We start from the raw sequence: 19,844 nt of genomic DNA, 5'->3' as shown, positions 1-19,844 counted from the left end.
CTGGAAAAATAATGTATATGATGAAAAATATTAAATATTACCTACTGATTTTGGTTTGTGTAATTACAGGAGTTTCGTGTAATGATTATTTAGATGTCCGGCCCGAAAACGAAATGTTGCTGGATGATTTTTGGCAAAAAGAATCAGATGTAGAAGCTGTAGTTATGGCTTGCTATAGAGGTATGCAGGAAGATGCTTTTATGCAACGAGTAATACTTTGGGGCGAATTAAGGTCTGACAATATGATACCTAACAGTTCGTCTAATGATGAGTGGCAAATACACAATATGAATATATTGCCATCGAATAGTCTTAGTTCGTGGGAGTCTTTTTACCAAGTTATTAACTATTGTAACACAGTATTAAATTATGCTCCGGCCGTAGTTGGTCGTGATGCTAATTTTACCGAAAACGATTTGCGGGCAAAAGAAGCCGAAGTTAAGGCGATACGCTCTTTGTGTTATTTTTATTTGATGCGTACTTTCAGGGATGTTCCTTTTGTAGGCAATGCAACCGTTGATGATGGTCAGAATTTTGTGGTTCCTCAAATTTCACCCGATTCATTGTTGAACATCATAACAAACGATTTGCTTTTTGCCGAAGAGTGGACTTTGTCTGTTTTTCCAACAACAAGATCGACAAAAGGTCGGATGACAAAAGATGCTGTTCGTGCTCTTTTGGCCGATATTTATTTATGGAAGGGGGAATATAATAAATGTATCGAGTACTGCGATAAATTGATAAATGCTGTTGTTTCTGAAAGTTTAGGGGGAGCCTTGGTTGAAGTGCCTAAATACGATTTGAATACGACGGAATCGTTTGCTTCGGCTATTTTTTACAGAGGTAACTCAACCGAGAGCATTTTTGAATTACAGTTCTATTCCGATAAATTCAACGAAAATATTAAGAAACTCTATGGATATTTGGATAAAGCAGGCGCCATTTTTGCTAATCCTGTATATGCCGACCCTTCGACTGAAAATACTTTCATGAAAACCGACGGTCGTAAAATGAATTCCATAGTGTTAGACGAAGCTAAATCGGGCGAGTTTGCGATATTCAAATATCGTGGAACTGTTGATAAATTTACTTCCGGCTCAAAAGATACTTATTCGTATTCTTTTTCTACTACCGAAGAAGCAAACTGGATATTTTATCGTATCACAGATGTTATGTTAATGAAAGCAGAGGCGTTGGGGCAATTAAACCGTTCGGAAGAAGATTTGCGAGAAATGTTGCGTATTGTAAACACAACTTATATGCGGGCTAATGACTTGGCATCAAAAGATGACACCTTGTCTTTTGACGATTATGGAAATGTAGATGCATTGAATAAGCTGGTGTTATTGGAGCGACAAAGAGAGTTGATGTTTGAAGGAAAACGTTGGTTTGACTTGGTAAGACTTTCTGAACGCGAAGGAAATACTGAAACTTTATCCGATCATGTGATAAGTAAATACACATCGAATCAGAATACAATAATAACAAAGTTGTCGGTTCTAAATTCTTTGTATTTACCTATTCATCGGGATGAGTTGTTGGTGAACAAACTATTGAAGCAAAATCCATATTATTTATCTTCTTCTAGTATCGAAAAATAATAAAGAGTAAAATGCAATGAAAATACAAGTAAATTATAAATATAGAAGTTTTATCCTAACATTGGGTTTTTTGTTGGTATCGTTTCTTTTACCCGGATGTTATGATAGTGATAGTGTTGGCGATAACCTTTACACCTTCACAGGCGAAACGATAGGGAGTTTTTTAGAAACTGACCCTGAACGATATGGCGAATTTGATAAGGTTGTAAAAAAAGCCGGATTAGGCGATTTGCTGAAAACATATAACAAATATACCTGCTTTGCTCCAACAAACGAGGCAATGTATGCATGGTACGATTCGTTGGGGGTTACATCAATCGACTTTGTCCCCGACTCGATAGTTAGATATGTGGCATACAGCCATTTGATTCCGGATAAAGTTTACGAGTTTTTTACAGAAGCAGGCGCTCTGGCATCTACTAACATGAACTCCAGATACTTGGTTGTTGGTTTCAGGGCTCAAGGTGAAACTGTTAATGTTGTTATTAATTCAAGTTCGAGGATTATTGATGTCATCGGACTGAGCGATGATGAAGATGACGAAGATAAAGTAAACATAGAGAATGGAATTATACATGTTATAGATAAAGTGTTAACTCCTTCTACGGCTGCAATACCGTCGTTATTGGGCAAGGATTCCCGACTCACTATTTTTTCAGCAGCCTTGGAATTAACTGCCTTGGAAGATTCTTTGCAGGAAATACGCGATCGGGAGTATATTCCGGTAAAAGATCCGTTGTCGATAGACGGAAAAACAATATGCCGTAGCCCTAAAGAGAGAAAATATGGATATACTATTTTTGCCGAATCCGACGAAGTTTTGAAAAATAAAGCCAATATTACCGATTTGGAAGGCTTAAAAACTTACGCAGCCAGTGTTTACGACGAAATGTATCCGCAGGATGCAGGTATAACCGATTTTACGGACAGAAGAAACAGTTTGAACCGTTTTGTTTCGTACCATATTATAGACAAAACAGTTCACTACAACAACTTCTTCTATAAGGCTAATATGGCAAAAAATATCACTCTTTACGAGTTTATGGAAACATTTTGCCCGAACACAATATTTAAAGCATCGAACGATAATGGAGAGGTTGTTTTAAATAGCGACATAGCCCGTGGCGTTTTGGGGGTAAAAGTTTTGCCAGCAGAATCGGGAAGAGAACAGGACACTGACAACGGAGTATATCATTTATTAGACGACATACTTGTTTATGATAGAAAGGTAAGAACAATGTTGTTAAATACTCGTATAAGGGTAGATGCAGCAAGTTTACATCCCGAATTAATGACTAATGGTATCCGCTACGAAAAAGGAGATAATCCGGCGGGAGTTACCGGTGCCTCTAACTACTATAAGTTTGCAAGTGGATTTTTAAAGAATGTAGAGTTTATATCTCCTTCAACAGATTTATATTATTTGCAAGGCCAAAAAAGTGGTGGGTCGTGGAATAACTATCAGGCCGATGAGATGATGGCAACAGGAGAGTTCGACTTTATTATGCGCTTGCCTCCGGTTCCGGCCGGAACTTACGAAGTGCGGTTCGGGTATACAGCAAATGTTAAGCGTGGTATTCTACAATTTTACATAGATGGACAACCTAAGGGCATACCTTTGAACATGAAGATAGCAGCATCCGATCCTAGTATTGGATGGGTTTCGGACCAAAACACGTTGGACGAAGGCTACGAAAACGATAAAATGATGCGTAACAGGGGATATATGAAAGGTGGAACTTCTTATTTAAGTGGCGATAACACTGCCCGCGATAATAATGGAGCGTTGCGACGCATAGTGAGCACCGAAACATGGACCGAAGATGCTCCGCATTACTTACGCTTCAAATCGGTATCGGGAGATAAGGGAGATCAGTTTATGATCGATTATTTCGAACTTGTTCCTAAAAATGTATATGAAAGTCCAAGTGGAGCTCCAGAGGATAGAATTTAATATTGTAGATAAACAACTGAGATAAAATTATGAACAAAATAAATAAAATAATGTCGCGGATATCGGGTTGTGTAATTGCCTTAATATTAGCAGGTTCAATTTGTTCCTGTAGCGACGATACATGGGATAATCATTATAAAAAAGATGATGCCATTGTTGCCGAGGATAATTTATGGCAAAGCATCGAGTCGGTACCCGAACTTAGTGTATTTGTGTCGATATTGAAGAGCTATGGTTATGATAAAATATTATCGCAATCTCAGGCCTATACAATATTTGCACCCGATAATGATGCATTGGCTAGTTTAGATACAAGTGATATAAACGTGAAAAGCGAATTGATAGATAATCATATCGCCCGGTTCTTTTATCCGGCTTCAGGCGATTTTGTTCCGTCAATCAACACGCTGAACAGAAAAAGAAAAGATTTGATTAAATACGCAGGAAGATACTTTTTCGGGAATGCAGCTTTTGCTCAGCCTTCGAAAACAATAGTGGCTTCTAATGGTATTATACATGTTTTGTCGGACTACAATACGTTTTTCCCTAATATATGGGAATATTTGGCTAAAGGAAGCGATTTGGATTCGATAAAAAACTATCTGTACTCTTTTGACGAGATCATTTTTGACGAGGCTTCAAGTACACCGGGTAGTGTTGTAGATGGCAAAATTACTTATTTAGATTCGGTTTTTATTAGTTCGAATAGAATGTTGCGCCGATTGGGGTATATAAACAGGGAAGATAGTTCTTATACAATGATTGTTCCTAATAATGCAGCATGGATTGAAGCATACGACCGAATAAAGGATTTTTATGTGTATTATAACCCAAATCAGAGTACGGCCGACTCTATGCAGCGCGCTAATACAGCTTATTCTTTAATGAAAGACCTGATATACAGTAATAGTGTACAACCTTCTCCTACCGATTCGCTGACTTCGACTTCGTATAACACATATTACAAGCCTCAATACCTGTTTGAAGGAACAGAGGAAGTTGCAGCAAGTAATGGAAGCTTGTTTATTACCAATCGGCTATTGTTTAAACCGTACGAATCGTGGCATAAATTGATAAGAGTTGAAGCAGAATATTCTATTGGGCGAACAAATACTTTTTCTACGGCAACTACCCGTTCTGTGCCTCTGGATTCTGAGTTCAAAGTATCGGGTGGACGGTATTTATATTTAGACCCATCTTCGTCTTCGGGTAACCCAACTGTGACTTTTGAGATACCTAATACATTATCGAGTACTTATAATGTTTATTGTGTATTTGCTTCAAAATTACTTATAAAACCTTCGGGGTTAGGTATACAGCCTTACAGGCTATTTTTCACGATGAGTTATCAAGATAACACAGGAGCTACTCGATCAATGCAATTCCCTTCTGATACGGCCCGTATTAGTCCTAATCCTTATGTAATGGATACGGTTCTTATAGCCTCTGATTTCAAATTCCCGACGGCGAATTATGGAGAAGAGGAAAATACTGTAAAAATAAGGGTTGTAAGTAACGTGCGCCAAACAGCAATTTGGGCACGCGACCTAATGATAGATTGTATTTTGCTTGAACCTAAACGGGATTAAAACTATAAACACATGAAAAAATATATTAATTTGAAGATGTTATTTGGGGTTGCTTTGTCTTTCTGTGTTTTCCAGGCATTGGCTCAGGATAATAATGGAAATCAAGAAACAAGCAATTCTGCCGATTCTGTATCCTTATCAGCGGAAGTTGTTGAACAAGTGGATCTTAGAGCAATTAAGGGACGGATTCTGGATGTTGGTACAAAAATGCCAATTCTGGGAGCCAGGGTTCAAACGCAAGATATGCAGTATTCGGCAATGACCAAAGAAGACGGAACTTTTACTATTCAGGTTCCCGATTATACGAATAGATTACAAATATCGGCTCTGGATTATTTATCGTTGGATTATCCGATACGCAATCAGGTTGAATTGGAAGTTGCTCTGTTCAGAAGCGGAACAGAGGATTATACTCCGTCATTAACCATCGACACCGAAATTCAGACAAAACTGGGTGGAAGCGTTCGTACCATAACTCACTCGGGAACACCCGGAATAGGGGCGTCTATGTTTATCCGTGGTTATAATTCGTTGAATGCCGGAGCTCAACCTCTTATCATTTTGGATGGAATGATTTTTGACAATCAGTACGACAGGGTTTCTATACATGATGGCTTTGTCTTAAATCCTCTGTCAAATATCAGCGTTGACGATATCGAGAGCGTAGAGGTTATGAAAGACGGAGCATCTATTTATGGAACTAAAGCCGGAAATGGGGTGCTTATAATAAAAACCAAGAGAGGAAAAGACCCCGTTACTAAAATTACGGCTTCGGCAATGATTGGTTATAACGACAAGCCTAAAACAATGCCGGTGCTAAATGCATCGCAACTTCGTGTATATATGAGCGATATGCTAAAGTCTTTCTCCTCCGATCCTTCCGATTTATCGTCTCTTCCTTTTTTGAATGACGATCCGTCGTATTACGATTATAAACGGTATCACAATAATAATAATTGGAAAAACGATGTTTACCGAACAGGCTTTACCCAATCGTACGGCATTAACGTAAGTGGAGGCGATGATGTAGCTCTTTATAACCTGTCGATGGGCTATGCCGACGCAACCAGCACTTTAAAGGCGAATGACTTTTCGAGATTTAATGCACGGTTTAATTCGGATGTAAAGTTAACCTCTAAGCTTGACTTTTCGTTCGATATATCTTATTCGCAAACCGACAGAGAGCTCAGGGACGATGGCTTTAACGAAAGCCGTACAGCCTTAGTTACTTCGCCTTCGGTATTGTCGTTAATAAAGGCTCCGTTTCTTATACCTTACGAGTATTCTAATAAAGGAAATATAACTCCGGATATTTCGGATGCAGATATCTTTAAGATTGCGAATCCTGTAGCTATACTGAGCAAAGGTAAAGGAGAAAGTTCGCAAACTTATCTTTCGTTAGCTGTAAGGCCTACTTATAAAATTACGAACGAATTAAGCGTTTCGGGTGCTTTTAACTATTCGTTTAATAACATGTTCGAAAAATATTTTAGGCCTCATGCCGGTGTTCCTACGGTTGTATTACCTGAGGGAGGTAACTCGATAAGGTTTGCAAAAGCACAAAACGCAAAGCAAAATTCTATTTCAGCCGATTTGCACATGGATTGGGTTAAAAAATTTGCTGTTCACTCTGTAAATTTACAAGCAGGAACACGTTTTATGACAGATTCGTATGAGGGAGAATATGGTTCGGGGCATAATTCGGCTACCGATAACGATCATAACCTTAGTGACGGATTGGCATACCGAAAAACTTATGGATATGACGATTCGTGGCGTTCTATGTCATGGTATATGAAAGCTGAATATGGAGCTTATGATAAATATTTTCTGTCGGTAGCTGCATCGGCCGATGCATCGTCGCGCTTTGGAAAAGATGCAGATCTTTCGTTAAGCGCAGCAGGCCTTAACTGGGCAATGTTTCCTGAAGTGAATGCTGCCTGGTATGTGTCTTCCGAAAATTTTATGAATGCTTTGCCTTTTGTCAGCTTGCTGAAGCTGAGGGCAGGTTTGGGTCTTTCGGGTAACGATAATATTCCCGAAGGTGCAGCCATAACGTATTTTGGAGCTATCCGTTATATAGATAGATATACAGGCTTAACGTTATTGAATATAGGGAACAACAAACTGAAGATGGAAACTGTAACCAAAAGAAGTGTTGGTGCCGATTTAGGATTGTTTGACAACAGAATTACTCTGTCGGCCGATTTTTTTCATAACACAACAAACGATTTGTTAACATTGAACAACTTTGGTTACCAGATAGGAAAGGAAGCATATTGGGCAAATAGCGGAAAATTGGAGAATAAAGGATTCGAACTGTCTGTTAATGCAAAGGTACTGGCTATTAACGATTTTAAATTAGAAGCAGGAGCCAATTTATTACACTACAAAAATAAAATATTAAGCTTGCCCGATGGAGACTATACTACACCTATTTATGGCGGTGAAGTAAAAACATCGGTAGGTAATGCGGCCGGACTTTTTTACGGATACAAAACAAAAGGTGTTTTCTCTACAACTAAAGAGGCAAGCGAAGCAGATCTTAAAGTTCTAGATTATACAGGGGTTAGGTATTATAAGTTTGGAGCCGGCGATGTGTGGTTCGCTGATTTAGATAAAAGCGGGTTTATTGATAAAGATGATAAAACTATTATCGGAGATCCAAATCCTGATTTTACCGGAGCCTTTAATCTGAAGTTTACATATAAAAAACTTTCGTTGAATACTATGTTTACTTACTCTTATGGAAACGATATTTACAATTATGCCCGTTCGCAAATGGAGTCGGGAGCTACACTTAATAACCAATCGGCCGCTATGCAAAACAGATGGGTTAACGAAGGACAAATTACTTCGATACCAAAACTGGCATACGGCGATCCATTAGGTAACAGTCGTTTCTCGGATCGCTGGATAGAAGATGGCTCGTATTTGCGACTAAAAACTCTAACTTTGGCTTATGAGGTTCCTACAAACTGGTTATTCCTTTCGGGCTTTACTGTTTGGGCATCGGCCAATAATTTGTGGACTTATACTAAATATCTGGGAAGCGATCCTGAATTTTCGCTGAATAATTCGGTTTTATATCAAGGTATTGATGCCGGATTATTGTCTCAAGGGAGAAGTTATTTTGTTGGACTAAAGTTGAATCTATAATTATTTAAGAAAAATGAAAAAATTATTATATATCTTCATTATTGCATCTTCTGTCCTTTGCCTGGCTTCTTGCGAAGATATGCTGGACGTCGATTCGGATCGTTATGTTGAGGTTGACGATAATGATTTGGATACACCAAGCGACTCGGTGTATTCGATATTAGGAGTTCTTACTCAGTTGCAAAATATAGGTGAACGTTATATTTTGTTTGGAGAAATGAGAGCCGATTTGCTTGATGTAACATCGTACACTACGGCTGCTATGCGCGAATTGAGCGATTTTACCGTTACCGGAGAAAATGAGTACACCAATCCTCTCGATTATTATGCAATAATAAATAACTGTAACTATATAATAAGTCGTACCGGTGCGGCAAATAGTCCTCTGAAAAATGAGAATGCCGTAGCACGGGCTATAAGGGCATGGACTTATATGCAGATTGCATTTAATTGGGGGAAAGTATATTACTATACCGACCCTATTTTATCGGTAGAGGATTCGAAGAAAGATTTTCCTGTTTATATGTTCCCCGATCAAAAAGTTGAGTTTTTGGATTTATTAATAGCCGATTTGGAAGATTGCTATGGGGTAAAATATCCTAATTACGGTAAAATTTACAATTTCGCTTCAGATTTGTTATTAGTTCCTGTGCCATTGTTGTTAGGCGATTTATATTTGTGGAGAGGTCAATCGGAATTGGATTATGAAAGAGCAGCGTCTTTCTATGCCGAAACTATAGTAGACAAAAGACCAAGTGGTTCATATACTTGGCCTACTATACGTTGGGGGTATCAGAATTTTTTAAATCAGAATTTCGAAACAGCTTCGCCTTCGAACAGCTGGACTCCTTCTACTCTTGCTTATTATTCGTCGGAAACTATAACAGCAATACAAATGGCAAGGAGTGCTTCGGATGGAAAAGTAAATGGATTGGCCGGTATTGATGGCGCAGTAGGATTTAAGGCTTCGAATACAATATTGAACTTATGGAACAATCAGTCTTATATGCTTGCATATTCAACAGGATCGGGTGGTGGCTACTCTTCGCATTTCACCACAGGCGATTTAAGAAAACAGGGTAATAGTCTCGGTACTATTACTATATCGCAGGGCAAGGGAACGTCAGAAAAATTTTCGATATTGTATAAATTATATGTGGACGATATAATGCTTTATCGTACAGGATTAGTATACTTGCGCTATGCCGAAGCTCTAAATCGTTCGGGTAGACCAAATGCTGCATTTGCAGTATTAAAATATGGTTTGAACCCGAAGACTTTGACTGAAGTACCTGCAATAATACCCGAAGATGAAATGGCTCCTTTTATTACGGTTTTTAATAATCCTTTATATTCAGCAGTATTGGGAATTCATGCCAGAGGGTGTGGCGATTCGGGCTTTAATCCTCTTTACACTGTGGAGGATGGATTGAATCCATTGTTGACAAAAGAAGACTCGATAAGCAGGGTTGAAGATTTGATTTGCGACGAACTGGCTTTAGAAACATCGTTCGAAGGAAATCGTTTTCAGGATTTGATGCGTATGTCTATCCGACGCGAAGATCCATCATTCTTGGCTCAACGTGTTGCTTCTAAACATGGTGCATATTATAACGTGATATACGAATTATTATCAGAACCCAAAAATTGGTTCTTACCAGAGCCTAAAAAAAAATAATGATTTAGTCCGTTTGTTATAAACTATTGACACATAGTTGATCAGTTTGTCGAGTATATAAAAATCCCCTCTTAACGATTGAAGTTAAGTGGGGATTTTTTATAACTAAGCTTATCGCATATTGGCCCGAAAACAGAAAGTATCGTAATATGCAGATTACTATATTATGAATACTATACCATAGATTATCAAAAAGGTATATATTCTTGTTTCTGTGAAGCTAACAATGTATATATGCTGTAGGCTGTTTTTTACCCGATATAAGATGTGGCAAATATTTATGGACTCGTATCTTCTTTCGCTTATTGTAAAGCCTGAGATAGGCTTTGTAATTGTCGTTAAAAACAAAATGGTACTGAATATTATTGTGGTTAGTTTTAAATACACATTAATAAAAACGAAAGAAGGACCATTCCATATATATGAATAGCCCTTCTAAACTAACTTCAATTTAAACCTTATTTTTTACTTTAAGATTATATTTTGGGTGTATTTTCCAACCTTAATATTTGCATCTTCAAATGTTTCGACCCTTTTGCCGTTGATTGTAAAGTTCTCCCACGAGATATTTTCTACATTACACTTATCATTGAATCCTTCAATTATTGATGGGTTTTCGCCATATCCCGTATAATGTATATTCTTAAAACGAACGTCCTTGATCGATTTTCCGGGCCCATCGCTGTATTTTTCGTTAAATAAAACTCTTATATTAAACAATTGTCCTTCTTGTATATCGTCAATCCATACGTTTTCGAAACTGATATTTTGTACCAGATTATTATCTGCTGCATTAATAGCTAAACATCCCTGATAATTACGGTCGTCTTCATCATGTTCTAAAATATGTATATCCGAGAAGTGAACGTTTTCTACAATGTATCCTTTTTTATAATCACCATGTCCGCCTATATTAATAGGATGTGCAATATCGGCCCAAAGTATAGCATTTGTTACTTTATAATTGCGGGCATCGCCATTGTATGTCCATCTATGAGTGTAAATTGTTATGCAATCGTCGGAGTTTCTCATAAATATATCGTTTATTGTAACATCCGAGCAGCTCATTAAATCAATTCCATCGCTCCAGCTTTTACAACTGAACGATTTCAAGTTATTAATTTTTAGTCCGGTAACTTCGCCTCCATATACCGTGTAATGGTTCGGATTTATTACTGTGATTCCATCAATTTCGATATTTTTACAATAGGTTAGCTCAAAGCCCCTTTCGGGCTCCAGAATTATTCCTCGTCCAATAAAGCGAATGTTTTCGGCTTTGTTACATACAAATTTACCTTTTATAACTGCTCCGGGTGCCAAATATACTGTTTGGTTTGAGCTTACCCTAAATACATTACCCGGCAGGTCTTTAGGAGTGTGTATTCCTTCGCCAAAATATATAACATCCGTATCATTTGCTGATGGAATTTCTTTTTCCACTTCATTGGCAAATATGTGCAGGTTTTTAAGCCTGTCGTCATTTACCTCTAACGATAGTTTGGAGGGTTTGTCGAGTGTGAAATATATGATGTTATTTTTTTTTGTGTATTCTATATTTTTGTTGGTAGGGCGTATTTTTACATTATGTACGAATCCGTTATTAACTTTTACCATCATTTCTACTTTACCTTCGAAATCGAATTGCACCATTGATGCTACCTGCGGATTGTCGAGGTCTACAGTTACTTTATATTCGAATAGGTCTTGCCACTCTTCGCCCGGAATTCTCACTTTAACCGTAAAATCGTCGTTATGTAAACTATAAATGAGCCCTTGAGGTACCGGATGCAAATTTAATTTTTGTGCATTTATCGTAATCAGAGAACTGCAGAATATAAGAAAGATTATTAGTTTTTTCATTGCTTACTATTATATATAAATATTGTTTGTTTTTTATTTATCTACGGTATTGATATCTGCAGAACTGGTTGCTTTATTTTCAGCCTTTGTTTGTTCTGTTTCGGGGGTTTTACCTGAAAACAAAAATATTTGATAAATAGATAAGTATATAGGTTAATATATATCAATAAATGGTACCTTTTGATGCATGACAAAAAAGAACCCCTATTTTTGGTAAAATAGGGGGGACATTTAGTGTTGATTTAATTTTTTTATTTATTTTTTAGCCGGTATTGCGTAGGAGGCATTCCAAATTCTTCTTTAAAGTATTTATTAAAATATTTGAGGGTGTTGAATCCTACAATGTCGGCTATTTCCGATATGTTGTATTGGCTGTTTATTAGTAACTGGGCAGCTCGTTTGAGTCTGATAGACCTGATAAACTCGATAGGGGTCAGTCCTGTTATCGATTGAAGTTTTCTGTATAGTTGCGACCTGCTTAAACCAATGTCTTTGCTTAAATTATCTATTGAGTAACCGGTATTGTCCATGTTTTTTTCAACCAACATTAATGCTCTTTGTACCAATTCTTCGTCCAGCGAAGTGGTAGTTATGCTGCTGGGTGTTACTTCTATTGTTTTATGAAACAGTTCTTTTCTTTTTTCTTGTTGCTCAATCAGTTTATTAATACGGGTAAGCAACATATCGAAATTGAAAGGTTTTGATATGTAAGAGTCTGCTCCGGCTTCGTATCCATCAATTTTGGCTTCGTCCGAGCTTCGTGCGGTAAGAAGAATAAATGGTATATGCGATGTTTGTATATTTAGTTTTAGTCTTCTACACAATTCCAAACCGTCAACTCTGGGCATCATAAGGTCGGAGACAATAAGATCGGGCAATTCGTTAATTGCTATCTGTTCTCCGTTTACTCCATCTTCGGCTTCCAGTATTTTAAATATTGGGCTGAGTTGCTCTATAAGGAAATTACGAAATTCGTTGTTGTCTTCAACAATTAATAGTGTTTTTGTCGATATTTTTTTATCAGTCGATTCTGCCTGAATTCCATTTTCGTTTACTTCCTTTTCTTCTGTGCCCATTAAATCGGTTGGGATAAGAACCGAAAACTCGCTGCCAATACCAATATCGCTTTCTACGGATATGCTTCCTTCGTGTAGTTTTACATATTCTTTCACTAAATGTAGCCCTATGCCGCTTCCGGGCTGCATGTTGTTTTGCTTTTTGCCCTGATAAAACCTGTCGAATATCTGCTCCATATCTTTGGGAGCCATACCGCATCCTGTATCGGATACAATAATATTAATAAAATTTCGTCTGCCTTCTTTTACTTTTGATATTTTTAAAGATATATGTCCTCCTTCTGGTGTGAATTTTAATGCATTAGATAAAAGGTTGTTCATTATTTTATGCATTTTATCCTGATCGAAGAACATGATTGTGCTATCGATATCCGTTTCTAATGCGAAATCAATATTTCGGCTTGCTGTGGTATCTTTAAATTGAATGTAAATACTTTCGATAAACTGTACGATATCACTTTTCTGAAGATAGTTTTTTTCGCCTTTCATTTCCAGTTTGCGAAAATCGAGCAATTGATTTACTAATTGAAGCAGGTTGGCTGCATTTTTATATATCGATTCGAGCCTCTTTTTTAAAGTTTCATCGTCTTGTTGTTTTATCAGTATATCCAATGGGGTGGTGATTAAAGTTAATGGTGTACGAAATTCGTGACTGATATTGGTGAAGAACTTAAATTTCATTTGATCCAGTTCTTCTTTCTGCTTGCGCATATTAACTTCTTTTTGTTCCGATATTTTTCTTTTAGTTCTTTTATCCTGAAGCTGGTACAGGTAATATAATACGAACATTATTATTACTATATAAATAGCAATTGCATATGCTGTTGCCCAAAAAGGAGGTTTTATGATAATAGTTAACTCCGAGGGTTCGTCGCCCCACACTTTGTCGTTATTTGCTGTATATACTACAAATTTATATTTTCCTGATGGTAATCCGGTATATGTAACTTTACCCAGTCCGTTTGTTAATACTTCGTTCCAGTTTTCATCAAAATTATGCAATTTATATCTGTAGTATGTTTGTGCAGGGTTTACATAGTTGAGCCCCGAAAACTCGATAGATATAAAATTTTCGTTGTGATGAAGCTTTATTTCGTTTGTCAGGTTTATAGGCTTTTTCAGAATAACATGGCCGTTGTAAATCGAATCTTTTTTTATGGGCGAATTAAACAAGCTTAGCCCCGTAAATATGGGGCGGTTTATGCTTTTGTTATAATCTATTTTTTGAGGGTCGAAATAATTAAAGCCATGTATTCCGCCAAAATATAGTTTTCCATCTTTTGCTTTTAACGACGACCTGTCGTAAAATTTCCCACTCTGTAAACCATCGGATGTGCCGAAACTAACTATCGAAAATGTATGTTCGTTATAGTTCGTTTGAATGTTTATTTTACAGATTCCATTAGCTGTAGATACCCACATGATTCCATTATTGTCTTCAATAATGGCCGATACCGCATTATTGGGAAGCCCATCGTTCGATGTTATTTTATAAAGCCTGTTGTTTGTGTTATCCCACAGCCTTATGCCGGCTTCTGTTCCATACCATTCAAAACCTCTGCTGTCTTTATATATGCAATAGTATTTGATGTTAAAATCCTGAAATTTAGGGCTGTCGGGCGTGTCCACATCCGGAACCCATACTTCGTCTTTTTGCGGATTGTAATAGAATATTCCACTTTCGCCTACAACGGCAAAGGTTTCGTTATCTACAGGGTAAAAATTATATACTGTTGTGTGGTTTTTTATTTTAGGGTGCTTATCGGCTAGTATGTATATTATTTTACCTGTATTGGGGTCTATTGATGCAACGCCTCCGGGCACGCTGCCCCAAAAGTGTCCGTTATTGTCTTCGTAAATTGCTCGCGAAACGTTCTGGTTTGGGTCTAAGTCTAAATTTGTGGACGACCTGATGAAGTGTTTTATATTCTTATTATCGATGCAGTAAAAACCGTTCAAAAATGTACCTACCCAAATGCGGTTTTTGCTATCGCGGTATAAGGATAAACAGAGGTCGTTGATTTTATCGGCATAAATTTTTTCAACTATTTTTGTTTCGGGATAAAACCTATACAATCCATTTCCTGCGCCTACAAGAATGGTGCCGTCTTCATCTTCCAGAAAACAACGTATGGTTTCGTTTGTAATGGCAGTTTCGCTATGCACGGTTTGTATTAATTGAAATTTGTGCATGCTTGGCTGGTAATAACATAAGCCTTGGAATAGTGTTCCTACCCACACGCCATTGTTGTTGTCAACAAAAATGGAGTATATGTCGTTGACTAATGTCCCGCCTTTGTCGAGTTTCATTCCGCTTATTGTAGTTACGTCTAATGTTTTACTGTTTATATGACGTAACCCTGAACGTGATGTCCCTACCCAGGCATTACCATCCAAATCGATGTCCATACATGTAAAAAAGTTAGACAGTCCGCTTATCGAAGCAATATCTGTCCATGTTTTTTCGGTACGGTTATAAAGATGAACTCCATAGTTATACATTAGCCATATATCGCCGGTAGAACTGGGATGGATGTATAGGCGGTCGGTAACAAGACCTATTTTGTTAAAAAAACGAGTGTCTTGCAATACAAATTCCTGAGAAGTATAGTCCCAACAACGTATCAGTCCGTTACTATAAACTATCCAACATAGGTTTTTGTATTGGGTAAGTTCGATAGGTACTCCGTGTTTGCGGGTAAAGTCGCTATCGCCTTCTGTAATTACAATTAGTTCTTTTTTATTTATATCGTAAAACGAGAAGGTGCTATCGTTGGTGACAAACCAATAGTTTTTAGATTCGTCGAGAAACAGGTTGGTTAATTTTTTATCGATACCGAAAGATTTCAGTTCGTCTTCGATGTTGTAATTGAATTGGTTGCTATTTAAGTCTAAAAGAAGAAGGTAGCCTTGCTCTTTCATCCATATGCGACCTTGTTTGTCGTAATACTCCTTTGGCGGGCGAGAATAATCCCAAGCATGCTCCATTCGTTTATTTTGGTAGTAATAATCGAATGTCGCGCCATTGTAGATATTGAGGATGGATGCTGTTTTTATTCCTATACGCCCATCTGGGAGTTGACTCAGATTACGTATTTGGTTATCAGAAAGTCCATCCACAATATCAAGATGGCGAAATATATATTGATCCTGAGATTTTACACTAAATATAAAGAGTAAATTCAGAACTATAACTATGGTAGTTTTCATGCACACAAAATATGTAAAATAACTAACCAAAGTTACAAAAAAAGCCTGTTGCCTCGGCCTATTTGGTTGTATAATATTAATTAAATATTGCTTCAATGTTATCAAATTCGGCCTTTTGTGCACCGGCTGCACTAACTCCTATGTATATGGCCATTGGGAATGGAGTGAATAATTCGCCAACGCTTTGCCAGTTTGTTCCGTCTTTAGATATATATCCGGTAATAATATGATCTTTGGCGTTTCGTTTTAATTTAATGTACGGATATTCATTAATTATGTGTCCGGGCAACGAAACGTTATACGGGCTCAGCTTGTAGCTGTGAAACTCGTGACGTGTATCCCGTGTGCGGCTTTGAAATACAATTTGCCCAAACTGGTTGGTTCCCAAAAATATGTATCTTGTGTTTGCTGTTAGCTGGTCGCGGAACATTATTCCGTGCATTAAAGCTCTTCGTGGGGTTATTTTTGCCGAAAACTCAACATCTCCGTTAGCTATGGTGTGTACAAACATAAAAGAATCTTCAATGTCGCGGGTTTCGATCATGTAATCGTCTCCTTCACCAAGTCCGTATCCGTCGGTGTCGTGTATCAATATTTTCGAGTCGTTTATTTCGGCTTTACCTGTCGATATATTACCAATGGCATCTTCTCTCCATTTTGCGTCGTTTATAGTTGGTTTAGTTAGGTTTGCTTTTGCTCTGTAAGAGTCCCAGCTTTTACCATAATTATTAACCGGTACAATTTTGTAGAACGCCAATGTTCCGTTTGTTATGTCCGAATCTTCAAAATATTCGGTTTGAATGTTTTCGGCAATTGTTTCGTATTTACCATCTTCGGCGAAAGCCCTTTTTACGGTATACGATGTAGCTCCATGGGCAGGTTTCCAACTTAATGCCACTTTGTTGTTGCCATGTAGGGCTGTAACAAAGTCTACCGGATAAGGTGTAAAGTCGAAATAAGAGTCTTTATTTAGTTTTAGTACAAGTGCCGAATTTGGCGAAACCGTTACTTTGTTCTTCTTTACATTTAGCTGTTTGCCACTTATCAGGTCTAGTATTTTACCTTTTTTATATTCTTTAGGCAATTCTACCTCGTAGGTTTGTTCGTTGCCATATTGCTTGCGTGTTGTGTTGAAAACAAAAAGGTATTCTCCGTACTGTGCTTCCAGATAATCGGGGAAAGCCGAGTAGGGATGATCTACTTCGAAATTTTCGCGAACCACTTTTCCTACGCCCGGTTGGTATGTGATAGGGCATATTTCTCCGGCTAACGCCTGAGGGCTATAAGTATAAACATCGTTAACATTGGCAATAAAATCCATGTAGGTCGAGTTCATGCGCAGGTAATAGTCGTTATATATAAATTTCGCTTTTGTAGCCAGATGCACAATGTGGTCGTAATTCTTTTTCTGCACATGTATTTTTCCTACACCCGAAAAGGCTCTGTTCTGAAAATTGAATACTCCGGTCAGCACATTGTCTCCATCGCGAACCACAGCCATCATACAATCGATGTCGGCCCAAGCCAGTTGTTCGTAATCTTTTTTGTCGACGTGCAATTGTTTCAACTCGTTGTCGGTATAATAGTTGAAGTTTGTTAGCGGGTGTATGTAGCCAGCCTGTACATTTTTGAAACGAGTGAAAGCCGAACGCCCCGAAGTGAGGTATTTATAGGTTTCGGGTAACACATAATCATATTTTCTCAGGTTTAATAATGCATTTGCCCGTCCTTTTTCTATCGAACCGGGAAAGTACTGATTGTCGAGTAATTGTTGTTGTGCAAAGCCTACTATTTCGGCTGCATATTTCCAATATTTGTTCCATTCGGGCGACGAATATCTTTTTTCGTTCTCTACCATATGTTTTTCGAGCGAAGCAAAATGTAGCATTTTGTTTGTCGAAACCCTTATTGCATATGCATACATGCCGGGGTAGCCCGAGTTGCGGTTGTCTACAACCTGTTGCATACGCATTATTCGCTTGTTGTTTTCGTCGGTCGATGTGTAGCGGGCAAATCCTCTGGCATGTACATTTAGTAATGCAAGTTTCAATATTTCGTCGTTCATCTCTTCGTCGCCTTTGTGATTTAGGGTTCTGTAAAACCATTCGGACAGATAATTGGGGGTTTCGCCGTAGTTGCCAACATATCCATTCTCTTTGGTCAGTCCTGTTTCCGATATGCCGTAATAGTGTTTTCCGTAGGGCAATCTTCGAACTATGTTGCCGTCTTTGTCTAATTTGCTTTTTGCAAGCCCTTTTGCCACAATAAAAATAAAGTCATCGGTAAAGAATGCTTCCCTGTCGTGATAGAACAAAGAGTGGAACAAGTTCAGTTCGCGTCCGTCGGGAGCAACTAAAACTTCTTCGCCCAAAAACGGGCCCATTCCCAATGCTTCTTTCAAAATTTGGTGGCTGCGTTCTTTTCCTTCGTAAAAATCAGAATTTATAATTCTGAATCCTTCGTGCGATTTCCATGCTCCATCGTAGGTGTAATAAACCTGATTGTAAATGTACGACAGGCGTGCACGGGCAAAATCGTAGTTTGCCTTAAATGCTCTTTCCCATGCCGATCTTCTGGTTAGTGTTTTGCCGGCCCAGTCGGCTTCGGGCAACGAATATTTGCTTTCTTTTGTGTTTGTTTTGAATTGCTGATCGAGAAACTTATTGAATTCGGATTGCCCCAAAACATTATCGTCGTTTATGTAATTTTCAACTATATACAGAGCTTCGCCCAGTGCGCCCAGATAACCTCCCCAGTCGCCCTGATGTCCTCCTCGGGTCACCAATCGATAATCTTTGTAATAATCTATTACGTAATTGTCTATAACCTGAAATATACGAAATAATACTTTCTTCTTTTCTTCGTTTGTCTGAGCGGGACACCAAGGTTCAAGCAGACTCAATGCATAGTATCTTAATTCATCTTGATATTTTACAATCGAAATTTTAGCGAGTGGGTCATCGTCTAATTTTTTCGAGAATTTATTGAAATCCTCAATTTGTTTTTCCCTGTATTGAGCCAATAAAGTGTTTTTGTCGTTTTCGCTAAGTCCTTTGGCTACAATGTTTTCCAAATCAATGTGTTTAGTGCCTTGCTTTTCGTTCGAAAAATCGATGTAAGGATTTGTGTGTACATATCCTTTATACACCTGACGGTTAACTTGCTTTCCTTCCGATGTTATTGTGAGTTCCACCTTTTCTTTTCCTTTTGTCATATTAAAAGGCAGTAAAGTTGTAACATAGTAAAACCTGTCGGGCAGTGCGTCGGAATAACTATTGTTAAACGGGCCATAGTCGGCAGTGCGGTTATAACCTATTTGTTTTCCATCTATAAATACCTTATTCAAAACGCTGCAGGTATCGGAACCCCAGAATTTTACAGTCAGGTAATTTTGGTATGTGGGGTCTACTTTTATGGTAAATGTTAAATCTCCTCCTTTTTCATGGTTGTCTGGCATTCGTTCAGTAATTCGTGCCGATTGCCCCAAAGCGGCATTTTCTTTTATGTGGGTTTGTTTTCCGGAAAAAGAGTGTTCGGCTTCAGATTTTTGATTGCCAAACGTGATTACATCAATCAGGGTATTCTGGGATTGTAAATTGAAAAAATTAACAGATATACATAGAAAGAGAATCAGGGTTTTTTTCATGATCATGGTTTAAAAATGTTTTAAGCAATAGTATATAGTATAATGTGCAAAAATAGTGAGAATAAGTTGTG

General features: G+C 37.8%; 9 protein-coding genes. 6 read left to right on the top strand and 3 right to left on the bottom strand.

The window, feature by feature from the left end; genetic code table 11:
* The first annotated feature begins 17 nt into the window (after window positions 1–17).
* From D0T53_RS02320 to D0T53_RS02295, 6 genes are all read left to right on the top strand, one after another.
* Complete coding sequence (locus D0T53_RS02320; RefSeq protein ID WP_163264669.1) at window positions 18–1,601, top strand: RagB/SusD family nutrient uptake outer membrane protein; 1,584 nt, start codon at window positions 18–20, stop codon at window positions 1,599–1,601.
* 16 nt (window positions 1,602–1,617) lie between these two features.
* Window positions 1,618–3,555, top strand: coding sequence for a fasciclin domain-containing protein (locus tag D0T53_RS02315; RefSeq protein ID WP_163264667.1), 1,938 nt, complete (start codon window positions 1,618–1,620; stop codon window positions 3,553–3,555).
* 29 nt (window positions 3,556–3,584) lie between these two features.
* Window positions 3,585–5,144, top strand: a complete 1,560-nt coding sequence (locus D0T53_RS02310) for a fasciclin domain-containing protein (protein WP_163264665.1) — start codon at window positions 3,585–3,587, stop codon at window positions 5,142–5,144.
* A 12-nt stretch (window positions 5,145–5,156) separates the two neighbouring features.
* Window positions 5,157–8,303, top strand: a complete 3,147-nt coding sequence (locus D0T53_RS02305) for a SusC/RagA family TonB-linked outer membrane protein (RefSeq protein ID WP_163264663.1) — start codon at window positions 5,157–5,159, stop codon at window positions 8,301–8,303.
* A 13-nt stretch (window positions 8,304–8,316) separates the two neighbouring features.
* Window positions 8,317–9,981, top strand: a complete 1,665-nt coding sequence (locus D0T53_RS02300; RefSeq protein WP_163264661.1) for a RagB/SusD family nutrient uptake outer membrane protein — start codon at window positions 8,317–8,319, stop codon at window positions 9,979–9,981.
* A 265-nt stretch (window positions 9,982–10,246) separates the two neighbouring features.
* Complete coding sequence (locus tag D0T53_RS02295) at window positions 10,247–10,411, top strand: hypothetical protein (RefSeq protein ID WP_163264659.1); 165 nt, start codon at window positions 10,247–10,249, stop codon at window positions 10,409–10,411.
* A 35-nt stretch (window positions 10,412–10,446) separates the two neighbouring features.
* Here D0T53_RS02295 and D0T53_RS02290 read toward each other — a convergent pair whose 3' ends face one another.
* The 3 genes from D0T53_RS02290 to D0T53_RS02280 all read right to left on the bottom strand — a co-directional run bounded on the left by D0T53_RS02290 (window position 10,447) and on the right by D0T53_RS02280 (window position 19,773).
* On the bottom strand, window positions 10,447–11,841 hold the full coding sequence (locus D0T53_RS02290; RefSeq protein ID WP_163264657.1) for a glycosyl hydrolase family 28 protein: 1,395 nt from the start codon (window positions 11,839–11,841) through the stop codon (window positions 10,447–10,449).
* Between the two features lie 251 nt (window positions 11,842–12,092).
* Complete coding sequence (locus D0T53_RS02285; protein ID WP_163264655.1) at window positions 12,093–16,127, bottom strand: hybrid sensor histidine kinase/response regulator transcription factor; 4,035 nt, start codon at window positions 16,125–16,127, stop codon at window positions 12,093–12,095.
* A 76-nt stretch (window positions 16,128–16,203) separates the two neighbouring features.
* Window positions 16,204–19,773: a Tat pathway signal protein gene (locus tag D0T53_RS02280; RefSeq protein WP_163264653.1), complete on the bottom strand. Its 3,570-nt coding sequence runs from the start codon at window positions 19,771–19,773 to the stop codon at window positions 16,204–16,206.
* Between the last annotated feature and the right edge of the window lie 71 nt (window positions 19,774–19,844).

The organism is Dysgonomonas sp. 216 (assembly GCF_010501065.1).
In the GTDB taxonomy this organism is placed as follows: Bacteria; Bacteroidota; Bacteroidia; order Bacteroidales; family Dysgonomonadaceae; genus QVMM01.
Note: the sequence above shows the minus strand (reverse complement) of the source record. Positions and strands in the feature narration are given on the sequence as shown.